The sequence below is a fragment of the Bacillus sp. SIMBA_154 genome (genome assembly GCF_046536015.1).
Taxonomy (GTDB): Bacteria; Bacillota; Bacilli; order Bacillales; family Bacillaceae; genus Bacillus; species Bacillus pumilus_P.
On sequence record NZ_JAWJBV010000677.1, the window covers coordinates 1 to 235 of the forward strand.

Sequence of the window (235 nt, forward strand, 5' to 3'; positions counted from 1 at the left end):
ATAGAGTTTAGGCGGTTCTTTATCAAAAATATTATCTATACGGGCGCGTAAAGTAAGCGCTTTATTAACATAGAAACCCGCTGATAAATCCCATACGAGCCAATCGTCAACCTGATGACAGCCCTCTGGATCAAGTTTACCGAGTTCATCAAGTTCGTCAATCTCACGGCCTCTAAGCCCTTCGATATCGTCTTCATAACTGCTGGTGTAGTTAGCCCCTAAGTTTAAGTAGTAG

General features: G+C 42.6%; 1 protein-coding gene. It reads right to left on the reverse strand.

Features of this window, described 5'->3' with window-relative positions; translation table 11 throughout:
* A partial coding sequence (locus tag R0K30_RS23565; protein ID WP_410613458.1) for a TonB-dependent receptor occupies window positions 1-235 on the reverse strand: 235 nt, incomplete at both ends.